Source organism: Sphingorhabdus lacus (assembly GCF_009768975.1).
GTDB lineage: Bacteria > Pseudomonadota > Alphaproteobacteria > Sphingomonadales > Sphingomonadaceae > Sphingorhabdus_B > Sphingorhabdus_B lacus.
The window spans coordinates 2,092,544-2,117,485 of the sequence record NZ_CP035733.1; the positions used below are offsets into that span (position 1 = coordinate 2,092,544).

The following is a 24,942-nucleotide window of genomic DNA, read 5'->3' on the forward strand; positions in this document are numbered from 1 at the left end:
TGCGCTATCATGCTCCGGCTATCATGAATGGTGGGGTATCATGGCTATCGAAAAAATAATCATCGTAGGTGGAGGAACCGCAGGCTGGATGACAGCTGCAGCCTTATCGCGGCTTCGCGCCGGACGGCCCGTCGACATCACCCTGATCGAGTCCGAAGAAATCGGGACGGTTGGCGTTGGCGAAGCGACTATCCCGCCCTTTCTCGACTTCAATCGCCTACTTGAAGTTGACGAGCGCGAAATGCTGGCCGCCGTGCAGGGAAGTTTCAAGCTCGGGATCCAGTTCGTGAATTGGGGGAAATTGGGCGACAGCTATATCCATCCCTTCGGCGCCTATGGCTATCAAGTCGACGGCATCTCCTTCCATCATGTCTGGCACAAATATCATCAAGCGGGCGACAAGCGTCCGATTCAGGTGTTCAACATCGAAACCATGGCCGCGCATTTCGGGCGCTTTGCGCGCACCGAAGATTACCAGCGCGAGGATTTGCCGCCCGTAAACTACGCCTATCATCTGGATGCGGGTCGCTACGCGCGCTACTTGCGCTCCTATGCCGAAAAGCGCGGCGTCGTCCGGCGTGAGGGCAAGGTGGCAGATGTCGCTCTGAACGGCGAAAATGGTTTTGTATCTTCTTTGACCATGGACAATGGCGATGTCGTCGAAGGCGATCTGTTCGTCGATTGCTCGGGTTTTCGGGGCATTTTGATCGAACAGGCGTTGAAGACCGGATATGAAGACTGGACCAACTTCCTTCCGTGCAATCGCGCCGTAGCACTTCCGTGCGTTCGTGAAGATGGTAGCGGCCCCCTGCCCTATACCCGTGCCACTGCCCACAAGGCAGGCTGGCAATGGCAGGTGCCGCTGCAACATCGCAACGGCAATGGCCATGTCTATTGCAGCGAGTTTATGTCGGATGACGAGGCCCTGTCGATTTTGCTGGGGAACATCGCTGGCAAGCCCGGGGCCGATCCCAACTATTTGCGGTTCACGACGGGACGCCGGAAAAAGTTCTGGAATAAAAACGTCGTCGCTCTGGGCCTGTCCGCAGGTTTTATGGAACCATTGGAATCGACGTCGATCCACCTGATCAATACGGGTATAAACAAGCTCATCGCGCTGCTCTCGCTCGATGGTATCACACAGGCGCAGGAAGATGCATTCAACCGCCTGACCGGCAAAGAATATGCCCGCATCCGCGATTTTCTTATTCTGCACTACAATGCCACCAGCCGCGATGACAGCCCGTTCTGGGATTATTGCCGCAACATGGCCGTACCCGAAACCCTGACCGAAAAGACGGACCTGTTCCGCCTGAATGGCCAGATCTTCCGTGAAGATGACGAGCTTTTCACCGAAACAAGCTGGGCAGCGGTAATGATGGGTCAAGGCATCATGATGGGCGGACATAATCCGATGGCCGACGCGGTAAGAGAGCCTGCGACCGCGAAGGAAATGGATGCCATGGAGCAATCAATCCGCTTCGTCGTGCAGCATATGCCAAGCCATGGGGACTATTTGCAGAAATACTGCCCTGCACCAGCCTAAATGCGTGTCGCTATATGGGAGGACAGATGTCTTGGTAGCGAAGGAGGGACTTGAACCCCCGACCTATGGATTATGATTCCACCGCTCTAACCAGCTGAGCTACTTCGCCATACCAAGCGTGAATCCCGTCAATGGCGGGAAAGCACGCGGCGCTATAAGCGGGGGTTACAGGCGGGTCAAGGGTTGTCAGCCGCGAAATGTCCAGCTTCCAATTCTCTCCCAGGGTCCGCCGCAATAATAATAGGCACCAAGTCCTGCTATCGACAGCGGACGCGGCGAAAAATCACGGCTCAATGCTTTATGGAGCGCTTTGGCGCGCGGTGATTCAACCTTATTTTGTATAGTGATGTGTAATCGGGGCGTGGCCCGATCCTGCGGGATCAGCAAGCCTTGAAAATGGGATACCAGCTCCTCGCGTATGGACAACAACTCCTCACTCAAGACCCGAAAGGCAACGCCGTTTCCGAGCAACATGACATCGGAGACGAGAGCATCTGGTTTTGGATATTCTTGTGTGATGGCCGAAAGCCGGGATTTGATTTCGGCTAGATAGGCGGGCGGCAGATGGTGGAAAAGCGTGATATGCGCATCAACGACATTCCGCTCTGCAGGATAATGTTCGCGGCGCAACGTATTGGCCCAGGCCTGGTCCGCCTTCCCCATTTCCGCAGTCAGAATGATAGGCGCGTTCAATGCCAGCCGCCTTCAATAGGCAACAAAAAAGCCGCCCGATTTTGCAATCAGGCGGCCATTCTGTTTCGTGACGAAAAACTTAAGCGTCGTCGCCGGCGTCTGCAGACAGACCGCCTTCGGCTTCAGCTGCGGCCTTGGCCGCAGCTTGCTCTTCGCGACGCTTCGCATTGGCTTCAGCTTCAGCAGCATCGGCTGCGTCAGCAGCGGCTTCTGCTTCAACCTGGGCTTCGATTGCTTCGGCAGCGATCTCGGCCTGTTCGGCTTCGAACATCTGGTCGAGAACATTGACGCCGTCCTTCTGCAACTCGGCTTCGTCGTCCGAACGGGCCACATTGACCTGCACAGTGACGGAAACTTCAGGATGCAGAACAACCTTGACGTCGAAAAGGCCGAGCGTCTTGATCGGGCGTTCCAGCACGATCATGCTCTTGGCAACCTTGGCGTCCTGAGCGTTCAGGCCGTCAACGATGTCCTTGACCGACACCGAACCATAAAGCTGACCGGTTTGCGATGCAGCGCGGATCAAAACGATCTGCTTGCCTTCAACATTGCCCGAAGCAGCCTTCGCCTCTTCACGACGCGACGCATTGTCAGCTTCGATCTTGGCACGGTTGGCTTCAAAAACCTTACGGTTCGCGTCGTTGGCGCGCAGAGCCTTCTTGTTTGGCAACAGGAAGTTGCGAGCATAGCCGTCTTTCACAGTGACAACGTCACCAATGGCACCCAGCTTTTCAACGCGTTCGAGAAGTATGATATCCATATCGCGGCTCCTTACTTCACGATGTAGGGAAGCAAACCGATGTGACGGGCGCGCTTGATAGCCTGGCCCAGCTCACGCTGCTTCTTTGCCGAAACGGCGGTAATGCGCGACGGTACAATCTTGCCACGCTCGGAAATGTAGCCCTGAAGCAGGCGTACATCTTTGTAATCGATCTTTGGCGCATCTTTACCCTGGAAAGGGCAGGACTTGCGACGACGGAAAAATGGACGTGCCATGATTTATGCCTCCTGCTCTGCACGGGGTGCGCGGTCGGGACGGTCACCACGCGGTGCGCCACGGTCGCCACGATCACGATCGCCGCCGAAACCGCCACGTTCGCTACGCTCGGGACGGTCGCTCTTGCGCATCATCACCGAAGGGCCTTTTTCATGTTCGTCAACGCGGATCGTCATGTAACGGATCACATCTTCGTTCATGCGGGTCTGACGCTCCAGTTCGGCAACAGTGTCGCCGGAAGCATCGATCTCAAGCAACACGAAATGCGCTTTGCGGTTCTTTTGAATCTTGTAGGTCAATGTGCGAAGACCCCAGGTTTCGGTCTTTACAACCTTGCCTTTATTGTCTTCCACAATCTTGGTGGCATTTTCAGCCAGCGCATCTACTTGGGCCTGAGACAGGTCCTGACGCGCCAAAAATACATGCTCGTACAGCGGCATGGGCGTTTCCTTGTTCCTACCGATCGCTGACGCCGCACCATGCGGACGCCCCTCCGGCTTTCTTCGTTTCGGTCAGGCGGGCCTGAGCGAAGTGGGGCGCTTAGGTGGGTTTTGCCGGAAATGCAAGCGATTCGGCCACTAAAGTGACGTGACCATTTGGTGGGCAGGGAAATGCACTGCCGGAAGAACTCAGGGCGCTATGCAGATGCGATTGCGCCCGGTGTTCTTGGCTTCGTACAAGGCCTGATCCGCGCGCGAAAGCATAGATGCGCCGGTTTCGCCAATCTGGAGCGTCGCAACGCCACAGGATATGGTGACTTCACCGATCGACACATTAGTGTCTTTGGCAACCAGCCGTTTGGCATCCAGCCGAGCCCGGGCACTGTTCAGCAGATCACATGCCAGCGATGCATTCATGTTTTCGAAAAGCAGCGCATATTCCTCGCCGCCATGGCGCGCCACATGCGCCTTTGCGCCTGCACAGTTTTTCAGGACCTGAGCGACATGTTTGATCACGCGATCCCCAACAGCGTGACCATGGGTGTCATTGACCTTCTTGAAAAAGTCGATGTCACAGAAGGCAACAGAAAGCGGCTGTTTGGTCTCATGGGCGACTTCGATGGCCTCGTCCAATTGCAGATCGAATGCACGACGGTTTGGAAGCCCGGTCAGCGCATCACTCAAGGCCTGCTTCTGACTTTGCACCAGACGACTCTTCAATTGCGACATCGCTTTGGACCGCTCTTTCAACTCCGCCTCGGCTTTGGCAGCACGTTCCATCATATTCTGGGTCAGAATCTGGAGCTTGGCCACCGCTTCGCGAGCCGCATCCGGATTAGAAAGTGAATCGACGGATACCCCCAAAGCGGCACCAAAATTCGCAACATCCTGCCCCGAACGGTCAGCCGTCAATTGCGCTTCATTAATGTCACTTTTCGCTTTTTCGACCATCGCCGCCAGTTCACGCTCGCTAATCGCGTTGCGCATGACATCAAGCAAGCCTGAGGCATGAACAGGCGAAATGCCTCCATGCTCCAGCATATGGGCTTCGATCATGTGCCGCTGCGTACTCGACGCGCCTGCCAGGTAAAGCCATGCCAGCTCATAATGGTCCGGGATCGGATCCAGCCCCGCCCTTGCCAAAAACTCGCATATATCTTCAACCATCGCACCGTGGCGCATCATGAAGCGGTCGTCACGCGACAGCTCCTCACGTACACCCGGGGTACGGGTTTCCGATTTGCGGCCTAGAAGCCATTTAAGCAGACCGCCCGACGGCTCGCTGCTCTCACCAAGATCTAAAGAAATGCTGCTCATGGCTGAAGAAACGGACGGCGTCGCAGTTTCTTTACCATATTTTGCAAAAAATTTTAGCGGCGCAGATTTTCGAGAATTTCGGCGGCAAATGCACTCAATGTATCATCGCGGGCGCCCATGATTACAATGCGATCGCCGGGCATTGCGACGTCTACCATCTGCTGCGCACATTCCGCCCGATCAGCGATATGTTGAGCGTGAACAGTTCCCATCCTGTTAACGTCGGCAACGACGCTGTCGGACCCAATGCTTTTGTCGACCGTGCCGCCAAAATATACCGGGTCGCACAGAAATAGCCTGTCCTCTTTGTCCAGCTTTGCCGCAAACACCTCGGCAAGCTCCTTTCCCATCACCCGCAAGGGTCCAAAACCATGCGGTTGGAAAAAGGCAATGACCCTGCCCGGGAACGCTTTCAACGTATCGAGCGTCGCCGATATCTTGTCCGGGTTGTGACCAAAGTCGTCGATGACGGTAATGTCGCGCATGGTGCCGATAATCTCGAAACGGCGCGCCAGCCCTTTATACTGGCCGATGGCCGCAACGGCCCTTTCCAGATCAAGTCCTAGTGCCCCGCTTGCGGCAAGCGCTGCGAGTGCATTTGCCGCATTATGTCGCCCCGGCACCGCCAGCTTAACGGCATATTCCGCACCTTTTACCAACAGGCGAAATTCAACCGACAAAGGTGCTTCCACCAGATCGACGGCCCGATAATCAGCATTCTCCGCAAAACCAAAGGAAACCGCCTTGGGTTTTCCCTTCATCAGAGCGACGCTTTCGGGATCATCGGCATTCCACACAGTACACGTCGCCCGCGCAGCAAAATCACCGAACAACTGCCGCAATTCGTCAAGGCTTTTGTGGTCAAGCGTGATGTTGTTCAGCACCGCAATTTCCGGCTGGAACAGCGCGATCGAACCATCGCTTTCATCCACTTCGCTAATGAACAGTCCACCCTTGCCCACCCGGCTGCTGGCAAAGGGTGCTTCGGCATCGGCAAAATTGCGCATGACGGCGCCGTTCATTATCGTCGGGTCGCACGAAAGTTCGCTGGCGATCCAGCCGATCATACCCGTTACCGTCGACTTGCCGCTCGTCCCGCCCACGGCAACCGACCGCGGGGATGCGTTGAACAATTCGGCGAGCAACTGGGCCCGCGTCATGCGCGCGCAACCCAGGGCCTTGGCCTTGGCAACATCCGGCACGCTGTCTTCGACCGCAGCGGAAGCCACCAATATCTGCTCACCACGTGTCAGGCCGCTGCCATCCTGCGCGAACAGGTCCATCCCCCGCGCTTGCAGATATTCAAATTTCGCGCCCAGGCGCCCTTGGTCCAGAGCGCGGTCGGACCCGGCGACTTCGGCGCCCTGTTCCGCCAATATGGTGGCCAGCGGCAGCATGCCCGAACCGCCAATGCCACAGAAGAAATAGGATTTGGTATTGCTCATCCATCCCCGCTATTGCGTGGCGCTGGCTTTGGCAACATGCACGATGTTAAAGCGTGGTTGAACATTGACGGGCGGGAGGAACGGCAGACATGAAGATCGGGATTTGCGCCCCCTCAACCGCCTTTACCAGCGAAGACGCAGATCGTGTCACGGCATTGGCGGCCGCGCATCATCCCGACGCGGAGTTACTGTTCGACCCGCAATGCTTCACCGAGAATGGCCATTTTGCCGGGACAGATCTGGAGCGCCTGACTGCTTTCGTCGATCTGGCCAACGACCCCGGCATTGACGCCATATGGTTTGTGCGCGGCGGATATGGCGCATGTCGCATCGCCGAAAGCGCAGTTGAAAGCTTGAAGGAGGTCGCGCGCCGCAAACTCTATATGGGCTATAGCGATCAGGGCAATTTGCTCGGCTGCCTTCAACGCCACGGTTTTCCGCACCTCGCCCACGGCCCGATGCCGGCGGATATCCGGCGCACCGGCGGCGATGCCGCCGTCATCCGGGGGCTCGACTGGATCGCCCGCCGCGACCCGCAATCGCTGGAGCCGCACATTCAGGCAGGCGAACGCTATGCGGCTTTCAATCTTATGACGTTGGCCATGATGACCGGGACACCGTTGATGCCGGACCTGAAAGGCCATGTTCTGATGATCGAAGAGGTCAGCGAATATCTCTATGCCTTCGACCGCGCCTTCTTTCATGTAAGCAGCCATTTGAAAGGCGCAGGGCTGGCCGGTTTGCGGCTCGGCCGGGTCAGTGATGTGCCCGACAATGACCGCCCCTTTGGCGAAGGCGCAACCGAAATAGCCAAGCGCTGGTGCCGCATGAGCGGCATCAACTTTCTGGGCGCCGCAGATATCGGCCATGACGCGGACAACAAGATCGTACCGTTCGGGCTTGCAACATCCAGCGCCACTTTCTAGGCGGCTGCAAACATATCTGAAAGGGAGCATTCATGCGCGCATTCATCTTTCCAGGCCAAGGCAGTCAGGCCGTTGGCATGGGTCAGGCTCTTGCGGCGGCCAGTCCCACTGCGAAGGCAGTGTTTCAGGAAGTCGATGACGCCTTGGGCCAGCACCTGTTCAAATTGATGTGCGAGGGCCCCGAAAGTGACCTGACGCTAACCGAGAATGCGCAGCCCGCCATCATGGCCAACGCCATAGCAACCTTGCGGGTGCTGGAGGTTGAAGGTGGCGTCTCCCTCGGGAGCAAGTGCAGCTTTGTCGCTGGCCATTCGCTGGGTGAATATTCGGCATTGTGCGCGGCAGGAACGTTCGACCTCGCAACGACCGCTCGGCTCCTCAAATTGCGCGGGCGCGCCATGCAAGCGGCAGTTCCTGTCGGAATCGGCGCGATGGCGGCATTGCTGGGGGCCGACATCGAGAAAGCGGAAGCCTTGGCAAAGGCCGCTGCCGAGGGAGAGACCTGCACCGTGGCAAACGACAATGATCCGTCGCAGGTCGTCATATCGGGCCACAAAAGCGCGATTGATCGCGCCATCGAACTTGTAAAAGAGCATGGCATCAAACGCGGCATATTGCTGCCGGTGTCGGCGCCCTTTCACTGTCCGTTGATGCAGCCAGCAGCCGACGCTATGGAAGAAGCCTTGGGCAAAACGGCATTGCAAACACCCATCGTGCCTCTTTACGCCAATGTCACGGCCGAAGCCGTCGTCGACCCCGATACCATCCGCGCGCAGTTGGTGGAACAAGTGACCGGACGGGTACGCTGGCGGGAATCGGCCATCGCCATGGCAGGCGCCGGCGTAACGCATTTTGTCGAATTTGGGGGCAAGGTCCTAAGCCCCATGGTGAAACGCAGCGCCGGCGAAGATGTATCGACCGCCAGCATTATTTCGATGGACGACATCGAAGCCCTTTTGAAGGAACTTTAAGATCATGCTTTTGCAAGAACGCGACGGCGCTGTCCTTACCGTAACATTGAACCTGCCCGAAAAGCGCAATCCCATATCCGACAATGATGTGGTCGACGCCTTATGCGCTGCGATGGAGGCTGCGGATAAGGATATCAGCATCGGCTGCGTTATTCTGACGGGTGCAGGCAGCGCTTTTTCTTCGGGCGGGGATCTGAAGCAAATGGCGCCCGACGTCGGCAGCCTTCGCTCTGCCAAGTCTGTCCAGACGCGCCGCAATTACAAATATGGCATTCAACGCTTGCCCTTGTTATTTCAGGCACTCGAAGTGCCCGTTGTGGCTGCCGTCAACGGTCACGCCATTGGCGCAGGCTGCGACCTTGCGTGTATGTGCGATATCCGTGTGGCATCCGACAACGCCAAATTTGCGGAGAGCTTCGTTAAGCTCGGGATTATACCGGGCGATGGCGGAGCTTGGCTGCTGCCGCGCATTGTGGGATTTTCCAAGGCTACCGAACTGGCGCTGACCGGTGAAATGATCGACGCGGCAGAAGCGTTGCGCATCGGCCTCGTGTCCGAAGTAGTTGCACCAGAAGAACTGATAGCCACCGCGCGCCGGATCGCGGACAAAATTGCTGCGAACCCACCGCATGCTGTGCGGATGACAAAGCGTCTCTTGCGCGAAGGGCAAACCGCAGAGTTGAAAAATATCCTCGAAATGTCGGCTGCGATGCAAGCCCTTGCCCACGCAACCGCTGACAATGACGAAGCCATCAACGCGTTTATGGAAAAACGCGCGCCGAAGTTTACCGGAGAGTGAGATGGTTCACGCGGAGACGCGGAGGCGCGGAGAGAATGAGACGCGCGATAGCGAGAAAGTAACGGGCGACGTGCTGGATACTGCTATTCGATTGCACCGTGAGCTTGGCCCAGGCTTAATGGAGCGTGTCTACGAGATTGTACTGGCGGGAAAGCTAGCGGACATGGGATATCTTGTGGAAAGGCAAAAGCCGATAGATATCATATTTGAAGATCAGTGTTTCAAAGAAGCGTTTCGCATCGATATGCTCGTCGACGGCTGGCTAATTATAGAAATCAAATCGGTTGACGCCTTAAATGCTGCCCATCACAAACAACTTCATACATATCTAAGACTTACTAAGCAGTCTGTTGGTCTCCTGATAAATTTTGGCGGCGTTAAACTTATTGATGGTTTTAAGCGCGTTGTAAACGACTACAAACCCTCCGCGCCTCCGCGTGAACCAATCAACGTGAACCAATCAAAAGGAATGAATTGATGTTTGATCTAACCGGCATGACCGCCCTTGTGACAGGAGCTTCGGGCGGGATTGGAAGTGCGATTTGCCATGCTCTGGCTTCGCAGGGAGCGCGTCTGGCGGTTTCCGGGTCCAATGTCGACAAATTGGAGGCGTTTCGCGCCTCTCTGGGCGGCGATCATGTCGCTATACCGTGCAATCTGGGTGATGCGGAAAGTGTCGAAGCGCTTGTTCCAGCAGCGCTCGAGAAATTGGGCCAGATCGACATTCTGGTGAATAACGCAGGCGTAACGCGCGACAACCTTTCGATGCGTATGAAAGACGAAGAATGGGCCGAAGTGATCCAGATCAATCTGGAAAGCGCGTTTCGCCTGATGCGCGCAGCAAGCCGCCCGATGATGAAAGCCCGGTTTGGACGCATGATCTCGGTTACAAGTGTCGTGGGCGCGACCGGTAATCCGGGCCAAGCCAATTATGCCGCATCGAAGGCGGGACTCGTTGGGATGTCGAAATCGATGGCGCAAGAGCTTGCCAGCCGCGGAATTACGGTAAACTGCGTTGCGCCAGGCTTTATCGCCACACCGATGACAGACGTGCTGCCCGATGCCCAAAAGGAAGCATTAAATGCACGGATTCCAATGGGGCGCATGGGCGAAGGCACCGATATTGGCGCCGCGATTGCCTATCTTGCTTCAAAGGAGGCTGGATATATCACGGGCCAGACACTACATGTTAACGGCGGGATGGCGATGCTTTAACGCTTGCCACTTGCCAGCAGCCATTCTGGACATTAGGGCGAGTCCTGATATTAATCCTCCCAAGCTATAAGGGGCAAAAAAAATGAGTGATACCGCGGATCGGGTCAAAAAGATCGTTGTAGAACATTTGGGTGTTGAAGCCGACAAGGTTACCGAAGCAGCCAGCTTTATCGACGATCTCGGCGCTGACAGTCTCGACATCGTCGAACTCGTCATGGCGTTCGAAGAAGAATTTAACGTGGAAATCCCCGACGATGCGGCTGAAAAGATCGCGACCGTCAAGGATGCCATCGACTTTATCAACGCCAACGGTTGATAGGGTGCAGCAGCGCGCTTGCGTTGCACATCTTAAGGATAGCGCGGCTTTCCGGTTTTAACCGGAAAGCCGTTTGCATTTTGGCTCCACTTGTTTTTATTGGGCGCTCATAAGCCCGCCAGGAGATAGAGCATGCGTCGTGTTGTGGTTACAGGACTGGGACTGGTTACGCCTTTGGGCGCGGATGTCGAAACCACTTGGGCCAATCTGATCGCGAGCAAATCGGGTGCAGGTGTCATCACCCGCTTCGATACCAGCGACCAGAAGTGCCATATTGCATGCGAGGTAAAGCCCAAGGATCACCCATGGGGCTTCGACCCAGACAAGCGCGTTGATCACAAAGTACAGCGGCAGGTCGATCCTTTTATCATTTACGGCATCGATGCGGCTGGACAAGCTCTGGAAGATGCTGGTCTTACCGATTTGACGGAAGATCAAAAGCTGCGTGCCGGGTGCTCGATCGGGTCCGGTATCGGCGGGCTGCCCGGCATTGAGAGTGAATCCTTGCTCTTGGCCGAAAAGGGGCCGGGCCGCGTCAGCCCGCATTTTGTGCATGGTCGTCTGATCAACCTGATTTCGGGACAGGTCAGCATCAAATACGGCCTGAAGGGCCCGAACCATGCTGTTGTAACCGCCTGCTCAACGGGCGCGCATTCCATTGGCGATGCTGCCCGCATGATCCGCGACGATGATGCCGACATCATGCTGGCCGGTGGCGCTGAAGGCACTATCAACCCCTTGGGGATTGCCGGTTTTGCGCAAGCCCGGGCACTGAACATGACCTATAATGACCGTCCCGAGCAGGCCAGCCGCCCCTATGACAAAGACCGTGACGGATTTGTTATGGGCGAAGGCGCGGGCATTGTGGTTCTCGAAGAATATGAACATGCAAAGGCGCGCGGCGCAAAAATCTATGCCGAAGTCGTGGGCTATGGCCTGTCGGGCGATGCCTATCACGTGACCGCACCCCATCCTGAGGGTGATGGCGCGTTCCGCTCCATGCAGATGGCGTTGAAAAAGGCGGGCATGACACCATCCGATATCGATTATATCAATGCCCATGGTACATCGACCATGGCGGATACAATTGAATTAGGCGCGGTAAAGCGGTTGTTTGGCGATGCAATATCGACTGTGTCGATGAGCTCTACCAAATCTGCAATCGGCCATTTGCTCGGCGGCGCAGGTGCGGTGGAAAGCATCTTCTGCATATTGGCGTTGCGCGACCAGATCGTACCGCCCACTTTGAACCTGGATAACCCGGATGAAGGCACCGAAGGTGTCGATCTGGTTCCTCATGTCGCTAAGAAGCGTGAAGTAAAGGCTGTGCTCAACAATAGCTTTGGTTTCGGTGGAACCAATGCCAGCTTGATCATGAAAGCGGTCGATTAAAATGCCGCTTCTTGGCCACTTGAACATCGGGTTTGCCCCCGATGCGTAAACTGGCGAAATGGGCGATCATCGCAGCCATCGTGTTGCTTGCCGCGATTGGCGCCAATTTCGTTTATGGCTGGACAGCGCCTGGCCCGCTGACGCGTGAGACCTCGGTTGTTATCAAGCCCGGTTCAAGCATCACGTCGGCAGCTGAAGTTCTTGAAAAGTCCGGTATCGTCAAATCCGCAGATGCCTTCGTCAACCGCGCGAAAATATTCGGGGCGACAAGCACGATCAAGGCGGGCGAATTTATCATTCCGGCAGGGGCCTCAAACTCCGACGTGCTTGATATCCTCACGGGCGGAAAGACAGTTCAACGGATGGTCACCATACCCGAAGGTTGGCCTTCAATCATGGTGTATGAGCGCCTGATGGCGAATGACCGGCTGACCGGCTCCATACAGGTTCCGGTAGAAGGATCGGTGCTACCCGATAGTTACGCCTTTGAGAAAAACGAGGATCGCGCCGCTGTGCTGAAGCGCATGCAGGATGCCATGACACAGACCATGGCCGATCTTTGGCCCAAGCGAAGCAGCGATACCGTCGTCAAAACTCCGGAAGAAGCACTAACGCTCGCCTCTATCGTAGAAAAAGAGACCGCTTTGAAATCGGAACTTCGGATGGTCGCTGGCGTCTATTCCAACCGTATTCGGCAAGGCATGATGTTGCAGGCCGACCCCACGATCATCTATCCGATCACCAAAGGCAAACCATTGGGCCGCCGCATCCGTCAGTCCGAAATTTCGGATGTGAATGACTATAACACCTATGCCATGGTAGGCTTGCCCAAGGGTCCGATCGCCAATCCGTCACGTGCCGCAATCGAAGCTGTCCTCAACCCGGAAAATACCAAGGCTCTGTTCTTTGTGGCCGACGGCAAAGGCGGCCATGTCTTTGCAAACACTCTGCAAGAACATAACGCCAATGTCGAAAAATGGTATGCAATCCGTCGCGAACGGGGCGAGATGTAATTCTGCCCCTACGCGGACTTAAGGTTCCACAATGTTGAATGGTCCGGGCATAGGATCAAGGGCCGCCTGCAAAGCCTCAACCTGCGAACGGTCACCTTCGACCTTGAGGCCTGCACTTTCCAGCTGGGCCACGGGCAGTTTCAGGAACAAGAGTGCCAGAAAGAGCTGACGCGGGCCACTAATCGTTGCGGCTGGCGTAGGGTGCGCCGCGCCCATTTCGCTGAACATGACCGCATTTCCAACCGAAACTTTCGCCTGCTCGTTCCGGTCCGAAAAATTGAGGTTTATTGCCAATTTGCGGTTGCCAATTGCCGCAGGGTCAAGCCGCGTGGCGACTGAATCCAGCAGCAAAGCTGTTGGGACCGCCGAAATCATATCGATGCTTTGTGTGTTGATGCTGGCCTTGATACCCTGCCGCAGTTCATGCGCTGCCGTCAGAAACATGTTCCGCCAGATTGCGGATTCGGCTTGATATCCCTGTTGTTCGTAACTGTCGGCCAGCAATGCACGGCCTTCCGCATTTTTCGGATCTGCAAAGACAAGATTGTTTAGCAAATCAGACGACCAGCGGTAATCCCCTTCCGCCATTGCCTTTTTGGCCGTAGCCAGCACCTTCTTTGTGCCCCCCATCGCCGTAACCATTTTTGCGGCGCGTATCTCGGGCGGATGTGGGTTCAGGTTCGCCGGAACCGCATCATACCATCCCAGATAGAATTGATAGATCGCCTTCGAGTTATGGCTGTATGTGCCATAATAGCCCTTGTTGAACCATTGATCACCAATTGCTGCAGGCGCTTTTAGGGCCTCCGCAATCTCAGCCTGCGTCATTCCCTTGTTCATCATGCGGACGGTCTGGTCATGTAGGTAGCGGTAGTTGTCCCGCTGCCCGGTCAGCCACCCTTTGACCTCTTCCTGCCCGAACCGGGGCCAGCAATGGCTTGAGGCAATGGTATCGCTGCGATCTCCATAAAGATTGGCGGCTTCGTTGAGGAAACCAGCCCAGGCATGGGTATCGCGTACCTTTGCTCCACGCGGCGTCAGAATATTGTGAAGCGAACAGGTGGCGATTTCGGCCGCCAGAAAAGTGCGCGCCGCTGGCACATAAACATTCATTTCCGCCGGTGCTTCGGTTTCGGGTACCATCTGGAATTCGAGTGTCACACCATCGATGACCCGGGTTTCTCCCGTCTTTTGGATTTCAATCGTCGGCGCTATCAATGTGATGTCACCCCCTGCCACACCCCGGCCTATGCCGCTGCCCATCTGCCCGAACGGTCCTGGCTGTAGATGAGATCCGAACTGGAAATTTGCACGGCGGCCCATAGCTGGACCGGCCATGACATTTTCCGAAGCCGTTTCGGCCAAGAAATGCTCGGGCGCTATGATTTGAACCTTTCCGGCCTTCACATCCGCTTCGTTTACTACGCCGCGCACACCTCCAAAATGGTCGCCATGGCTGTGGCTGTAAATGACCGCACTGACCGGACGTGTGCCAAGGGTCTCATTGACCAAGCGAAGCGCGGCAGTTGCGGTTTCCCGGGTCGTCAATGGATCGATCAATATCCATCCGTTTTGTCCTTTGATCACCGTCATATTCGACACGTCGAAACCACGCACTTGCCACATGTTTTCGGACAGGGCGAACAGACCATGTTTACGCAATAAACCCATATGCCGCCAAAGGCTGGGGTTTACCGATTCGGGCGCTGTATTGCCGCTCATCCAGTCATAAGCGCCCAGATTCCAGACAATTTTGCCGTCCTTCGCTTTGATCTGCGGGTCGGATAATGTGGCTATAAATCCGCGATCCGCAAAACCGGAGTCACGGCCGTCATCCACAGGCAGGCTTTTCGCCATTGCGCGCTGCGCAGAAATCGTAGCCGCCGAAGCCGGCTTTTCGACAGGCTCTGCAAAAACAGCACCAGCAAGGCCACTAGCGCAGCCGACGAAAAACAAAGCTTTCTTGATCATGTCACTCTCCCTCAAAAGGGAGATTGCGCGCGCACCCAGGAAATGTAAAGCCGATTAGACATTTTGCCGAAGCGTAAGCCGGGTTAATAACCCATCAGACTCATAACTTCCTTACGGCTCGATTGGTCATCCAAGAAACAGCCAATGAGTTTGGATGTTACCATTCCAACGCCATGCACCTTAACGCCTCGCCCTGTCATGCAGCCATGCTGCGCTTCGATGACAACTGCCACACCTTCGGGCTTCAAATGTTCCCAGATGCAGTTTGCAACTTCGGCAGTAAGGCGCTCCTGCACCTGAAGACGCTGCGCAAATCCGTGCAGTACACGCGCTAGCTTAGAAATCCCGACGACACGATCCGTTGGCATATAGGCGATAGATGCCTTGCCAATGATAGGAGCCATATGATGCTCGCAATGCGACTGGAACGGTATGTCTTTCAACAGCACAAGTTCATGGTAACCGCCGACTTCTTGAAATGTCCGTGACAGATGGGCTGAAGGATCTTCGGCATAACCGGCACAATATTCCCGCCAAGCACGTCCGACACGTGCTGGCGTGTCTAGCAAGCCTTCACGACTAGGGTCATCGCCGGACCAGCGGATGAGTGTCCGGATAGCATCCTGAACTTCTTCAGGAACAATGACTTTGCCATTACCGTCAATTTCGTCGTTGTAATGAATATGTGCGATGGGAAACACCATTTCGGGCTTGTTCATATTAAGGCTCCCGCAAACGCGCTGTCTGCGTGGGACTGCTAATATTCTCGCCCGCCTTTCAATCCTATACAGACAATAGCCCATAGGCATTTGTCCGCAAGTGTAGAAGATTTTCGACCGATGTCGGAAACATACAAGCGATGCCTGCCGAATCCTGCTAGTTTTGATTCGTTATCCAGTTCCTCGTTTTACGGGGATTTTGGGGGGGAACGGAATTTTTGCGACCCGTTCCGTTCTCCCTCAAACATTTTACTACCCGATCGCTTGACCTGTTTTCGCCCAATCGGCGAGGAAGCCTTCAATGCCCTTGTCGGTGAGGATATGCTTGAACAGTCCCTTGATGACGGCAGGCGGTGCGGTCATGACATCAGCGCCGATCTTCGCCGCCTCAAGAACATGGATACCATGGCGGACGCTCGCCACCAAAATCTCGGTGCCGAAATCATAATTGTCGTAAATCAGACGGATGTCGCTGATCAACTGCATCCCGTCAAAGCCGTTATCGTCGTGCCGCCCAACAAAGGGCGAGATAAAGCTCGCGCCTGCTTTTGCGGCCAGAAGCGCCTGATTGGCCGAAAAGCACAAGGTCACATTGACCATCGTCCCCTCTCCTGTCAGCGCCTTGCATGTCTTGAGGCCATCTATGGTCAGCGGCACCTTGATGCAGACATTGTCCGCAATCTTGCGCAATATCTCGGCCTCTTTCATCATCGTGGCATGGTCAAGCGCTACAACCTCGGCCGATACTGGCCCATCGGTCAGCGCGCAAATCTCGCGCGTTACCTCAATAAAATCGCGGCCCGACTTCGCGATCAACGACGGATTGGTCGTCACACCATCAAGCAAACCTGTCGCCGCCAGTTCCTTGATGTCTTCAATTTCGGCTGTGTCGGCAAAGAATTTCATAATTGAGGTTACTTTCAATCGGTTTGGAATCGTGTTCCGTGCCTAGTAACAAACCCTTGGGAATCCAAGCCCGTTCAAAGGTAAATTACCGCACCAGCCCGAACACCCCAATCAGTAGGGGATCATTTGTTTTTTGCGGATCTGCGCGAATTGCCGATTCCTCCAGTCCAATGGCAGCCCAGACGCTCTCATCGGCCTTTCGGGTAATATCTTGTGCCAATGCGGCGACATCGAAACCTGTAACAGACCGAACAGCTTGACCGATGACTTGATCATCGAACAGACGCAGACCCTCGGAAATCCCCGGCAGCATCGATTCGACAAGTGCCGGGCCCATTTTACCGCGCAAAAAAGCGGTTGCCGCCTGCGGTCCGCCGCGAACGAGCGACGCAGCATCTTCGATGCTGAGATTCCGAACGGCATCGGCCACCAACGGCGCTGCCCGTTCGGCACCTTTTTCAGCTGCACGATTCAACTGGCGCTGCAAGCGGTCGCGAAACTGTCGGCTTTGCAGAACTACTGACAAGATGCCTGTGCCACGCTCTCCGCCAAGTCGATCGGGCAAAGAAATACGTGCTACGGAACTGTCGTAAAATCCACCGGGCTGCAGCAAAAGAGCAAAGGCATTTTGCGACGCGACCGTCAGTAATCGCCGGATCGCTTCAGTGAGACTGAAGGCAGGCATGCTTTGGCATCCCGGCAACATCAAAGTGGCGAGTGCGGCCCCCGAAAGCAGAATATGGCGACGGTTGGTATGAACGGTCATGTGTTGGTCTCCTCCGCAACCGCGATATCAGCAATCGCCTGCTATTTCCATGAACGCATTGCGCAAAATGGTGACGCTGCGCATTTGCATGCCTATATCGCTGTTATGAGTGCTCCCTCCAAACGTGTCCGTGTAGTCCTGCTGACGCAGGCGATCGGCCCGCTCGACTATCGTCTTCCCGACGGTATGAAAGCGGGACCGGGTTGCGTAGTGATGGTACCGCTTGGACCGCGCAAACTGCCCGGTGTCATTTGGGATGAAGACATATTTGGCGACGAGCCTATCGATGCCAAAAAATTGCGTAACGTACTCGAACTAGTCGAATGCCCTCCAATCGGACGGGGATTGCGACGGCTGGTCGATTGGGTCGCGGATTATTATCTAACGCAGCATGCTGCCGTATTGCGCATGGTGTTGGCGTCATCAGCCGCTTTTACGACCTCGGGTACCATTACCGAGTATCGCCGCACCGGATCGGAGCCGGCACGCCTAACGCCACAACGCGCCGCGGCATTGGATGCGCTGGAGGATGCACAGGGCCTAGTGCGCGAGCTTGCAGCGGAGGCTGGGGTAAGCGACAATATCATTCGCGGATTAATCAAAGCAGGCGCCTTTGAACCCGTCACCATCAGCGTCGACACCCCTTTCCCCGAGGCGCTGCCTAATTTTGCGGTGCCGGCATTGAATGAGGCGCAACAGACAGCGGCGGACGCCATGGTGTCTGCTGTACGCGAAGGGGGATTTAATACCTTTGTCCTTGATGGCGTTACCGGCTCGGGAAAGACCGAAACCTATTTCGAAGCGGTCGCTGAGGCGTTGCGGCAGAAAAAACAGATTTTGGTCCTGCTCCCGGAAATCGCACTAACACAGCCATTTTTGAAACGATTCGAAGAACGCTTTGGCGTCGAACCCGCGACATGGCATTCCAATATGCGCTCAACACAACGCCGGCGTGTATGGCGGGCCATTGCCGACGGGAGCGCCAAAGTACTAGTGGGCGCGAGATCAGCCCTTTTCTTGCCTTTTGCAAATCCCGGCCTCATCATTGTTGATGAGGCGCATGAAACCAGTTTCAAGCAAGAAGATGGCGTGAGGTATCACGCCCGTGATGTGGCAGTAATGCGTGGACGGTTTGAAGGCTTTCCAGTCGTTCTGGCATCGGCCACACCTGCGCTTGAATCGCGCCATATGGTTGCCATCGGTCGGTATAAAGGTCTGGAAATTCCTTCCCGGTTCGGCGCAGCCAAAATGCCGGAGATCAAGGCCATTGACCTGACGATCGACGCCCCCGAACGACAGCATTGGATCGCACCGACACTGCTTAAAGCGCTTGAGGAAAGATTGGAACGGGGCGAGCAAAGCCTGCTGTTCCTCAACCGTCGTGGCTTTGCACCGCTCACTTTATGCCGGACCTGCGGACATCGTTTCCAATGCCCCAATTGCACAAGCTGGATGGTCGAACACCGGTTGGTGCGCCGTTTGGCCTGTCATCATTGCGGCCATGTGATGCCCCCACCCGAAGAGTGCCCGGAATGCGGGGAGGCGGACTCGTTGGTCGCCTGTGGTCCAGGCGTCGAGCGGATATCGGACGAAGTGAACCGCCTCTTGCCAAATGCGCGAACCATAGTTGCGACATCGGACACGCTTTGGTCTCCCGAAAAGGCCGCGGAATTTGTCGCCCGCGTGGAAGGCAAGGCTGTCGACATTATCATCGGAACGCAGTTGGTTACAAAGGGCTATCACTTTCCTGAACTGACACTTGTAGGCGTCATTGACGCAGATCTCGGTCTGGAAGGCGGCGATCTGCGTGCTGCGGAACGCACATTTCAGCAGATTGCGCAAGCTGCTGGGCGTGCCGGCCGAGGTGAGAAACCCGGCGAAGTCTTTATCCAGACCCGCAATCCGAACCACCCCGTTATTGCGGCGCTGGTGGCCGGCGACCGGGACGCTTTTTACGATGCCGAGATCGAACAGCGCAAATCTGCAGGTGCGCCGCCGTTTGGAAGATTTGCGGCCATTATTATTTCATCCGAAGATGAACGCGAGGCAATCGAGGCGGCGCGAGCCATCGGCGGGGCGGCACCTCAGGCGGATGGCATGTATGTTTATGGTCCCGCACCTGCCCCGCTCGCTATGCTGCGCGGTCGTTATCGACAACGGCTTTTGGTCCATGCGCAGCGATCTGTCGAAATGCAGGCGATTATCCGTGAATGGCTGGGCGGCTTACAATTTCCTCGTGGCGTCCGCGTCGGTGTCGATGTAGACCCATACAGCTTTTTGTAATGCCGTTTTTTATACTCGCCTTTAGCGTCTTATATAGATAATACAGCCAATCGATGTTCTTCAAACGCGACAATCCACCCCCTGCGGCCCCCGACATTGACAGTCGTCTTGCGGCCTTCGATCAAGCCTATGCGGGATTGTTTCCGGAAAACCCCAAGCCATGGGAAGGCGAAGCTCAGCCGACCCTGCCGAAAAAGCCGTTTTGGGGCAAAACGCGATGGTGGTGGTTTTCGCGCATTTTTGCCGGACTTCTATTCCTTTTCATGCTGCTCATCTTGTGGCTGGCAGTGACTGCACCGCTTTCAAAGTCGCTCCAACCCATTGCCCCTCCGCGCATAACCCTTCTCGCATCGGATGGTACACCCATCGCCCGAAATGGCGCCATTGTAGACAAACCTGTCGATGTCAGCGCCTTGCCACCGCATGTAGTGCAAGCCTTTCTGTCGATCGAAGACCGTCGTTTCTATTCGCATTGGGGTATCGACCCGCGCGGATTGGCGCGTGCAGCGTGGTCAAACGCATTCGGCAGCGGCATTACCCAAGGGGGCAGCACCATCACGCAGCAGCTTGCCAAATTCACATTTTTGACACCAGAACGCAGCCTTACGCGAAAAGCACGCGAGATGCTGATCGCCTTCTGGCTTGAGGGACGTTTAACCAAAGACGAGATATTGGAGCGATATTTGTCCAACGTCTATTTTGGTGACAATGTTTACGGCCTGCGTGCGGCTTCACTGCACTATTTTTACCGCCAACCCGAACGCCTGACCTTGTCGCAGGCATCGATGCTGGCAGGCTTGGTTCAGGCGCCTTCGCGGTTGGCACCCACCAAAAACCCGGAACGCGCTGCAAAACGGGCCAGGTTGGTGCTGCGCGCGATGGTGGCTAATGGCGCCATCACTCAAGCAAAGGCCGACTCCACGCCCGTAGCGCGGCTGGACGTGCGTGTGCGCGACAGCCTTCCCACGGGCACTTATTTTGCGGACTGGGCAATTCCACAGGCTCGCCTTTTGACTGAAAGCGGTTACGCCGACGTCCGAATTACCACAACGCTGGATGCCCGCCTGCAGAATATTGCACGACGGGTGACTGGAAATGCAGGCCTTGGCAAAGCGCAAGTCGCGCTGGTTGCAATGCGGCCTAATGGCGAAGTTGTCGCGATGGTGGGAGGTCGGAGTTATAAAGATTCCACATTCAATCGAGTTACTCAAGCGAAACGGCAACCGGGATCCACATTTAAGCTTTTCGTTTATCTCGCTGCACTACGTTCCGGGATGACGCCAAATTCGTTGATTGCGGATACGCCGATCAACGAAGGCCTGTACCGACCAAAAAATTCGGGTGACAATTATCGTGGCGATATCAGCCTGAAAGAAGCGTTCGCACGTTCAAGCAACGTCGCTTCCGTGCGCCTATATCAACAGGTCGGTGGGGAAGCGGTCGCGAAAGCGGCGGAAGATTTGGGTGTAACGAGCAAGCTTAATCTGGACCCTAGCCTCGCACTTGGGAGTTCGGGTATCACACTACTTGAGTTGACTTCGGCCTATGCCGGCGTTGCCGGAAATGCCTGGCCTGTTGAACCGCACGCCTTCAAACAGGAAGAACAAGGCTGGATCGAATGGTTGTTTTCGGGCCCACGCAGCTTTAGCGGACGGACGCACCAAATGTTGCTCGATCTCCTAGGGGCAACCGTATCCAATGGAACCGGACGCGCAGCGCGCCTATCTATACCGGCCTTTGGAAAAACCGGAACCAGTCAGGACAATCGCGACGCCCTATTTGTCGGCTTTGCAGACGATCTTGTCGTAGGCGTATGGATCGGGAATGACGATAACAGTCCCTTGCGCGGCATCAATGGTGGTGGATTGCCGGCACGAATTTGGCGCGATTTCATGAGCCAAGCGATAAAGGGTGCTGCGCCAAAGGCCGCGCCAAAACCTGCAACAAAGCCGGATCCGGAAGGTCCAATCGAACCTCTCGACTTACCCGAACTTCCCGAACTGCCAGAGGGTATTAGTAACACCGATGTGCGTATCAATGAACAGGACGGGGTAACAGTCAATACCGAAGTAGGCGGTGTGCCCCTTGATATTCGCTTAGGCCGCGAAGGTGTTGAGGTGCAGCCGACGCCGAAGGAAAATGAACCTCGTCGCTGATGGCAGGTTGATTGGCCCGCGCTTTTATGGTCGACTGGCACATGCGATATTTTCTTGCGCTTCTGCTGCTCCTTACCCCCTTCGCCGTGTCACAATCGCGCGGTGACGCAAGTGACATAGCCGCTGCCACGCGCAGTGTGGTGCGGATTGCCGTTTTCAGCTCTTCTGATGGGCAACGTACATTGATCGGATATGGCTCAGGTGTGGCGGTCGCATCTGAAAAGATCATAACCAATGCGCATGTCGCAGAACCCGCGCGTACGGACGAGAGCGTAACATTCACGGTAATTCCGTCCGAAGGAAGCGAAACTTACAGCGCACGTTTGATAGCGTCATCACCAGGGAAGGATCTTGCTCTGTTGCAACTGACTGGAAATGGTCGCCTGATACCAGCCAGTTTCTTCTCTGGAATCGTTGGCGACGGCGCTGATGTTTTTGCAATCGGTTACCCCGCCAATGTCGATATTGCATTGGAACAGAGCGAAGCAGATGTCTTGCGCCCATCACCTCCTGTGAAAACGCGCGGCTCCATTTCATCGGGACGCAGTTCTAAATCGGTCGAATCCCTTCTGCACACCGCACCGATCGCACCGGGAAGCAGCGGCGGCCCATTGGCGGATTCCTGCGGTCGGGTTATCGGAATAAACAGCTTTGGGTCGGTCGCTGACGGGGGCGGCGCAGAATTTTATTTTGCCATTTCCGTGCGTGAAGTAATTACCTTTCTGCAGGGCAACGGCGTTAATCTTGCGGCGGTAACTAATGAGTGTCGTTCGGTAGCCGAGCTAACCCGCGCCGAAGCCGAACGCGAGGCCGCAATCAGGGCGAAAGTGGAAACCGAGGCCCGTATCGCGAGCGAGTTGCAACGCAGCCGTGAGGGCAAAGTGCGCAGTGATGCCGAACATGCCGTTATCGGTGAACGCGAAAACCATCTCGCTCTTGCTACACTTCTGCTTGTTGTCAGTGCGGTCGCCGGCGGGGCAGCATGGCAGTTTACAGAGCGTGCGCAGCGTGATCGGTTCAAGATCGCTGCTGGCATAGGCGGTTTTGCACTTGCTGCCGCCATTATTGTTTTCTTGGCGCGACCATCTTTTGACGAAGTTGACGAGCGCGTGCGGGCGGCGATGTCTGAAAATCTCAAAAGCGGCGTTACCCCAAACAGCGCTACTGCAACTGTCGATGCGGGAAAACGTCGGTGTGTTTTGCAGGCAGAGCGCAGTCGCGCAACTGTATCGGATACAGCCGATGTTATATTTACTTGGTCAAAAAATGGCTGTGTCAACGATCGAACCCAATATATTGATAACGCAGGTACTTGGTCGCGTAGTTTCGTCCCTAACAATGACGCGCAGGTTTCCATCGTCAGCTACGAACCTAAAAATGAAGTCTATCGAATAGAAAGGTATCTGTTGGGATTGGATGCCATGGAGAAGGCCCGGATCGCGCGGCAAAGATATGAAGTCACCAAATGTAGCGCTGACTCTAAAACGACAGACAAGATCGACAGCATGAATAAGGCTGTTCGTGAAGTACTCCCATCGTCACCGAACGAGATTCTGGTTTTTGCATGTTCGGATAACTAACAGATGGATTGTGCCGAAAGCCATTGTGTCTATTGTGGCGCAATGACCCGCATCCTGTGTTTCGCCGCAATAATCATGCTTTTGGCAGGGTGTGCCGAAGGGGTGGATAATAGCCGCGTTCGCGTAGATATCATCGAAAGCCGACCGCGCCCATTTAGTATTGCGGCCATACCGCTACCGTTAGCATCTGCCTATCTACGGGGAGCAACCGCGCAAGGTCTTGTTGCCTTCGACAGTAAAGGCCGGGTGGCGCCAGGACTCGCCAACAGATGGATCGTTACCGATGACGGTTTGAGTTACATCTTTCGCTTAAACAAAACACGGTGGAACGATGGGCGTGAAGTTACGTCGGGTGAAGTCGCCGATCTTTTAACAAGCCGCATCAGGGAATTGCGCAAAGGTCGTTTCAATTCGGAACTGGCCGTCATCGACCGCGTTGTTCCAATGACCGGCAAAGTCGTCGAAGTGCGTTTAAAGGCGCCGATGCCTTATCTTTTGGAAATGCTGGCCCAACCCGAATTCGGTCTGGCCCGTAAAGGCTTCGGGTCCGGACCAATGCAGGCAGAAAAACGCGGTGACGCAATGCAGTTGCGCCTTCGAAGTCTTGATGACGACGGTAAAACCGTGCTCGATCCGGAAACCGTGACTATCCGGAGCAGTCCGGCGTCTCTAGCATTAGCACGTTATCTAGAGGGTCAAAGTGATCTCGTAGAAGGCGGACGATTTGAAGATTTCCCGCTGTTGGAGGCTGCGCAAATAAATGCGGGTGAGATACATTTCGATCCCGTACCCGGGCTGTTTGGACTATTGTTTGTCGAAGGTGGCCCGTTCCTGTCGTCCCGTGAAAATCGCGATGCCATAGCCATGGCGATCGATCGTCCTAAGCTTTTGACTGCTTTTGACATCATGGCTTGGCGCGAAGCTTTGACGCTGGTTCCAGAGAGCCTTCCTAACCGGTTATCCATTCCCCGACCAGATTGGGCAGCCGGGCAAATCGACACGCGCAAGGCGACCGCCAAGAGGACAATTGAAGGTTGGGAAAACAGTAATGGCCAAGTACGTCCTTTGCGGGTCGCTTTACCTCGTGGCTATGGTGGACGCATATTCTTCGCCCGCCTTCGGGCAGATATGGCATCGATAGGACTTGAAGTCGAACGCGTCACAATCGACAGACCGCATGACCTCCGCTTGATCGATCGCACTGCTGATCAATCCAGTCCAGCGTGGTATATGGACCAACTGTCTTGCACCGTAAGCGTTATCTGTAGCCGAGATGCCGACCGGTTAGTTTACGAGGCCCGTATGGCAACTACGATTGAAGCCCGAGCCGATTTGCTAGCTCAAGCCGAAACCGAATTGCAGGATATGCGCAACTTCATCCCCATCGCCAATCCCCTGCGCTGGTCGGTTGCACGACCCGGTTTGCTCGGACATGTGTCGAACGGGCGCGGTTGGCACCTGTTGCAATATCTAGGGCGCGACACAACATAA

General features: G+C 55.5%; 23 protein-coding genes and 1 tRNA gene. 13 read left to right on the top strand and 11 right to left on the bottom strand.

The window, feature by feature from the left end:
• Nucleotides 1-40: 40 nt before the first annotated feature.
• On the top strand, nucleotides 41-1,546 hold the full coding sequence (locus EUU25_RS09840; protein WP_158900553.1) for a tryptophan halogenase family protein: 1,506 nt from the start codon (nucleotides 41-43) through the stop codon (nucleotides 1,544-1,546).
• A 32-nt stretch (nucleotides 1,547-1,578) separates the two neighbouring features.
• On the opposite strand, the gene EUU25_RS09845 is transcribed toward EUU25_RS09840, so the two are convergent.
• From EUU25_RS09845 to EUU25_RS09875, 7 genes are all read right to left on the bottom strand, one after another.
• Nucleotides 1,579-1,655, bottom strand: a tRNA-Met gene (locus EUU25_RS09845).
• 77 nt (nucleotides 1,656-1,732) lie between these two features.
• Nucleotides 1,733-2,239: a 2'-5' RNA ligase family protein gene (locus tag EUU25_RS09850; RefSeq protein ID WP_158900555.1), complete on the bottom strand. Its 507-nt coding sequence runs from the start codon at nucleotides 2,237-2,239 to the stop codon at nucleotides 1,733-1,735.
• Nucleotides 2,240-2,318: 79 nt separating this feature from the next.
• Nucleotides 2,319-2,999, bottom strand: coding sequence for a 50S ribosomal protein L9 (gene rplI, locus EUU25_RS09855; protein WP_158900557.1), 681 nt, complete (start codon nucleotides 2,997-2,999; stop codon nucleotides 2,319-2,321).
• Nucleotides 3,000-3,010: 11 nt separating this feature from the next.
• Nucleotides 3,011-3,235: a 30S ribosomal protein S18 gene (gene rpsR / locus EUU25_RS09860; protein WP_143774744.1), complete on the bottom strand. Its 225-nt coding sequence runs from the start codon at nucleotides 3,233-3,235 to the stop codon at nucleotides 3,011-3,013.
• A 3-nt stretch (nucleotides 3,236-3,238) separates the two neighbouring features.
• On the bottom strand, nucleotides 3,239-3,676 hold the full coding sequence (gene rpsF, locus EUU25_RS09865) for a 30S ribosomal protein S6 (RefSeq protein ID WP_158900559.1): 438 nt from the start codon (nucleotides 3,674-3,676) through the stop codon (nucleotides 3,239-3,241).
• 189 nt (nucleotides 3,677-3,865) lie between these two features.
• Nucleotides 3,866-4,993, bottom strand: a complete 1,128-nt coding sequence (locus EUU25_RS09870) for a GGDEF domain-containing protein (RefSeq protein WP_158900567.1) — start codon at nucleotides 4,991-4,993, stop codon at nucleotides 3,866-3,868.
• A gap of 53 nt (nucleotides 4,994-5,046) precedes the next feature.
• Nucleotides 5,047-6,438, bottom strand: a complete 1,392-nt coding sequence (locus EUU25_RS09875) for a glutamate ligase domain-containing protein (RefSeq protein ID WP_158900568.1) — start codon at nucleotides 6,436-6,438, stop codon at nucleotides 5,047-5,049.
• Nucleotides 6,439-6,527: 89 nt separating this feature from the next.
• Here EUU25_RS09875 and EUU25_RS09880 point away from each other — a divergent pair, with 89 nt between their 5' ends.
• The 8 genes from EUU25_RS09880 (at nucleotide 6,528) to mltG (ending at nucleotide 13,070) form a co-directional block, all read left to right on the top strand.
• Nucleotides 6,528-7,364, top strand: coding sequence for an LD-carboxypeptidase (locus EUU25_RS09880; protein WP_158900570.1), 837 nt, complete (start codon nucleotides 6,528-6,530; stop codon nucleotides 7,362-7,364).
• Nucleotides 7,365-7,396: 32 nt separating this feature from the next.
• Nucleotides 7,397-8,335 (top strand): ACP S-malonyltransferase, encoded by a 939-nt coding sequence (gene fabD / locus EUU25_RS09885; protein WP_158900572.1) that lies wholly within the window; start codon nucleotides 7,397-7,399, stop codon nucleotides 8,333-8,335.
• Nucleotides 8,336-8,339: 4 nt separating this feature from the next.
• Nucleotides 8,340-9,134: a crotonase/enoyl-CoA hydratase family protein gene (locus tag EUU25_RS09890; protein WP_158900574.1), complete on the top strand. Its 795-nt coding sequence runs from the start codon at nucleotides 8,340-8,342 to the stop codon at nucleotides 9,132-9,134.
• A 1-nt stretch (nucleotide 9,135) separates the two neighbouring features.
• The gene (locus EUU25_RS09895) at nucleotides 9,136-9,612 is read left to right on the top strand and encodes a GxxExxY protein (RefSeq protein ID WP_158900576.1); all 477 of its coding nucleotides are present in this window, start codon (nucleotides 9,136-9,138) and stop codon (nucleotides 9,610-9,612) included.
• Nucleotides 9,612-10,349: a 3-oxoacyl-[acyl-carrier-protein] reductase gene (gene fabG / locus EUU25_RS09900; RefSeq protein WP_158900578.1), complete on the top strand. Its 738-nt coding sequence runs from the start codon at nucleotides 9,612-9,614 to the stop codon at nucleotides 10,347-10,349. Before EUU25_RS09895 ends, fabG begins: the two co-directional genes overlap by 1 nt.
• A gap of 82 nt (nucleotides 10,350-10,431) precedes the next feature.
• Complete coding sequence (locus EUU25_RS09905) at nucleotides 10,432-10,665, top strand: acyl carrier protein (RefSeq protein WP_143774736.1); 234 nt, start codon at nucleotides 10,432-10,434, stop codon at nucleotides 10,663-10,665.
• 132 nt (nucleotides 10,666-10,797) lie between these two features.
• The gene (gene fabF / locus EUU25_RS09910) at nucleotides 10,798-12,057 is read left to right on the top strand and encodes a beta-ketoacyl-ACP synthase II (protein ID WP_158900580.1); all 1,260 of its coding nucleotides are present in this window, start codon (nucleotides 10,798-10,800) and stop codon (nucleotides 12,055-12,057) included.
• Nucleotides 12,058-12,098: 41 nt separating this feature from the next.
• Nucleotides 12,099-13,070 carry an endolytic transglycosylase MltG gene (gene mltG / locus EUU25_RS09915; protein ID WP_158900582.1) on the top strand — a complete coding sequence of 324 codons (972 nt, stop codon included), beginning with the start codon at nucleotides 12,099-12,101 and terminating at the stop codon, nucleotides 13,068-13,070.
• Between the two features lie 18 nt (nucleotides 13,071-13,088).
• On the opposite strand, the gene EUU25_RS09920 is transcribed toward mltG, so the two are convergent.
• The 4 genes from EUU25_RS09920 to EUU25_RS09935 all read right to left on the bottom strand — a co-directional run bounded on the left by EUU25_RS09920 (nucleotide 13,089) and on the right by EUU25_RS09935 (nucleotide 17,432).
• Complete coding sequence (locus EUU25_RS09920) at nucleotides 13,089-15,041, bottom strand: alkyl/aryl-sulfatase (protein ID WP_158900584.1); 1,953 nt, start codon at nucleotides 15,039-15,041, stop codon at nucleotides 13,089-13,091.
• A gap of 83 nt (nucleotides 15,042-15,124) precedes the next feature.
• Nucleotides 15,125-15,745 carry a GTP cyclohydrolase I FolE gene (gene folE / locus EUU25_RS09925; protein ID WP_158903305.1) on the bottom strand — a complete coding sequence of 207 codons (621 nt, stop codon included), beginning with the start codon at nucleotides 15,743-15,745 and terminating at the stop codon, nucleotides 15,125-15,127.
• Nucleotides 15,746-16,012: 267 nt separating this feature from the next.
• Nucleotides 16,013-16,666 carry a fructose-6-phosphate aldolase gene (gene fsa / locus EUU25_RS09930; RefSeq protein WP_158900586.1) on the bottom strand — a complete coding sequence of 218 codons (654 nt, stop codon included), beginning with the start codon at nucleotides 16,664-16,666 and terminating at the stop codon, nucleotides 16,013-16,015.
• An 85-nt stretch (nucleotides 16,667-16,751) separates the two neighbouring features.
• Nucleotides 16,752-17,432, bottom strand: coding sequence for a DUF4197 domain-containing protein (locus EUU25_RS09935; RefSeq protein ID WP_158900588.1), 681 nt, complete (start codon nucleotides 17,430-17,432; stop codon nucleotides 16,752-16,754).
• Nucleotides 17,433-17,537: 105 nt separating this feature from the next.
• On the opposite strand from EUU25_RS09935, the gene EUU25_RS09940 reads away from it, so the two are divergent.
• From EUU25_RS09940 to EUU25_RS09955, 4 genes are read left to right on the top strand one after another with little or no spacing between them, the layout of a single operon-like run.
• On the top strand, nucleotides 17,538-19,715 hold the full coding sequence (locus tag EUU25_RS09940; RefSeq protein ID WP_158903307.1) for a primosomal protein N': 2,178 nt from the start codon (nucleotides 17,538-17,540) through the stop codon (nucleotides 19,713-19,715).
• 53 nt (nucleotides 19,716-19,768) lie between these two features.
• Nucleotides 19,769-21,871, top strand: coding sequence for a transglycosylase domain-containing protein (locus tag EUU25_RS09945; RefSeq protein WP_158900590.1), 2,103 nt, complete (start codon nucleotides 19,769-19,771; stop codon nucleotides 21,869-21,871).
• An 11-nt stretch (nucleotides 21,872-21,882) separates the two neighbouring features.
• Nucleotides 21,883-23,451 carry a S1C family serine protease gene (locus EUU25_RS09950; RefSeq protein ID WP_158900592.1) on the top strand — a complete coding sequence of 523 codons (1,569 nt, stop codon included), beginning with the start codon at nucleotides 21,883-21,885 and terminating at the stop codon, nucleotides 23,449-23,451.
• Between the two features lie 42 nt (nucleotides 23,452-23,493).
• Nucleotides 23,494-24,942, top strand: coding sequence for an ABC transporter substrate-binding protein (locus tag EUU25_RS09955; protein WP_158900594.1), 1,449 nt, complete (start codon nucleotides 23,494-23,496; stop codon nucleotides 24,940-24,942).